Annotated in this window: 1 protein-coding gene; it reads left to right on the forward strand. The window is 39.1% G+C overall.

The annotated features are described in order from the left end of the window. The first annotated feature begins 73 nt into the window (after positions 1-73). Complete coding sequence (locus H6G26_RS41595; protein ID WP_242054419.1) at positions 74-1,333, forward strand: recombinase family protein; 1,260 nt, start codon at positions 74-76, stop codon at positions 1,331-1,333. Positions 1,334-1,704 lie beyond the last annotated feature (371 nt).

Here is a 1,704-nt window from a genome sequence, read left to right on the forward strand (position 1 = left end):
GCCACATCCTAATTCTCCAGCTTCTCAGCAAAAACTACTTTTAATCTAATTACTCATTCTCCCACAATAATACCTGGTTAACTTACGCCGTGCTGTACTAGTTGTTTTAGATCAAAGTATTGATTTAAGTACATCTCAGGGGAAATTAATGGTCAATATACTCGGTTCCTTAGCTGAGTGGGAAGTAGACATGCTATCAGAAAGAGTAAAACATGGTAAACAACATGGGAGAAACCAACAAAAAGCTTGTGAGCAAGCTCCTTGGGGTTACGTCGTTCAGGATAGTAAGTATGTTTTAGATAACAGTCCCTATCTCTGCCTAATTGCTGAAGATAGACCAAAGAATTACCATCAGTTGAAAAATGATGATATTCCCCTTAATCAACTTCCAGGAAGAACTGTAGCTCAACTAGGAAAAGAATTTATTCAAACTTACATCCAAGAAAAAAGCATCAGGGGAGCGTTGAGATTTGTATTCAATAAATATGGAGTCGGCAGAACAAGTGCCAAAATCAACTCTCATGATAGGGTTTTTTATTGGACACAAAGAGGTTTCTCTCTTTGGTTGATTAATTCTGTCCATTGCGAACACACATCCTATCTGAAAGAAAATAAAAGAAATCAATTAAAATCCCCTAGCGAATGGACAACTATTAAAGATACCCATCCAGACCAAAGGCTGATGACTGATGAAGAGGCAGCAGAAATTCGATATTTGCTTTCACTCAATAAAAAGATAGGTAGCTCCGCCTTGGGACAAAAAGCTGATGCTAACAATCATTACCGAGAGTATGCTTATCAAGCGGGAATGGTTTTTTGTGCAGAATGCGGCTCCAAATGTACGGTTAAATATACTTATAGTCAGAAAAAACGGTATTCTTACTATGCCTGTAGATATTTCCAAATAGGTTGTAGTAACTCTCGCTCAGTTCTCCAAGAAAAAATTGAAGAGAATTTGATTAAAATTTTAGTTCAGAAGTCTCGGCTGCTTACTGAGGTATCGTCACTTGATGGGTCAAAAAATTCATCCAATTCAGACCGAGTAAGCACATTACAAACCAAGCTAAAAGCGGTGTCAGAAATTTCCGACTCCGATCCTGATTTGGAGAAATTTAAGCAGAAGCTACGTCAGCAGATTGCATCGGCGCTTAATTCATCTAGTTCAGATTACCTGAGTAATTGTACAGCTAGTGAAATTCTGCGGACTGGGAACAATTTAGCTTTCTGGCATACGCTGTCTAATGACGAAAAAGTGGGAATTTTTCCCCGATTGGTTAATAAAATCTTTATCCACGATGGAGAAGTGAAATCGGTTACTTTTATCGATGAGTAGACGTATCTTGAAAGTCTACTTTCACCCAGATTGTAAGAGCAGTAACCCATGTACTCTCTTGCAAAAGTCCGTGGACTGCTCTGTTCGGGGGGAAATTTAATACCTTTAACAAAGTTTAGGGGTTTAAGTCCTAGCCTTTGAAGGCCAGCACGTTTTGTGCCGGGGTAAAATCCCCGTTACAAAAGTAATTGCGAATTGCGTTAGCGGAGCGGGGCGTTAGCCCATTGCGAATTGGTTTAACCCCAGGGCAAACGCATCTAAATATTGACGAGCCTGAATCAGTATGAAATACACCAAGACTCAAACTACATAAGGCTTTGAGGAAATTAAATCTCACTCAATATTAAAATGATAATCATTGTGAGGGGGAG

Origin of the sequence: Nostoc sp. FACHB-888 (genome assembly GCF_014696655.1) — a bacterium.
GTDB lineage: Bacteria > Cyanobacteriota > Cyanobacteriia > Cyanobacteriales > Nostocaceae > Nostoc.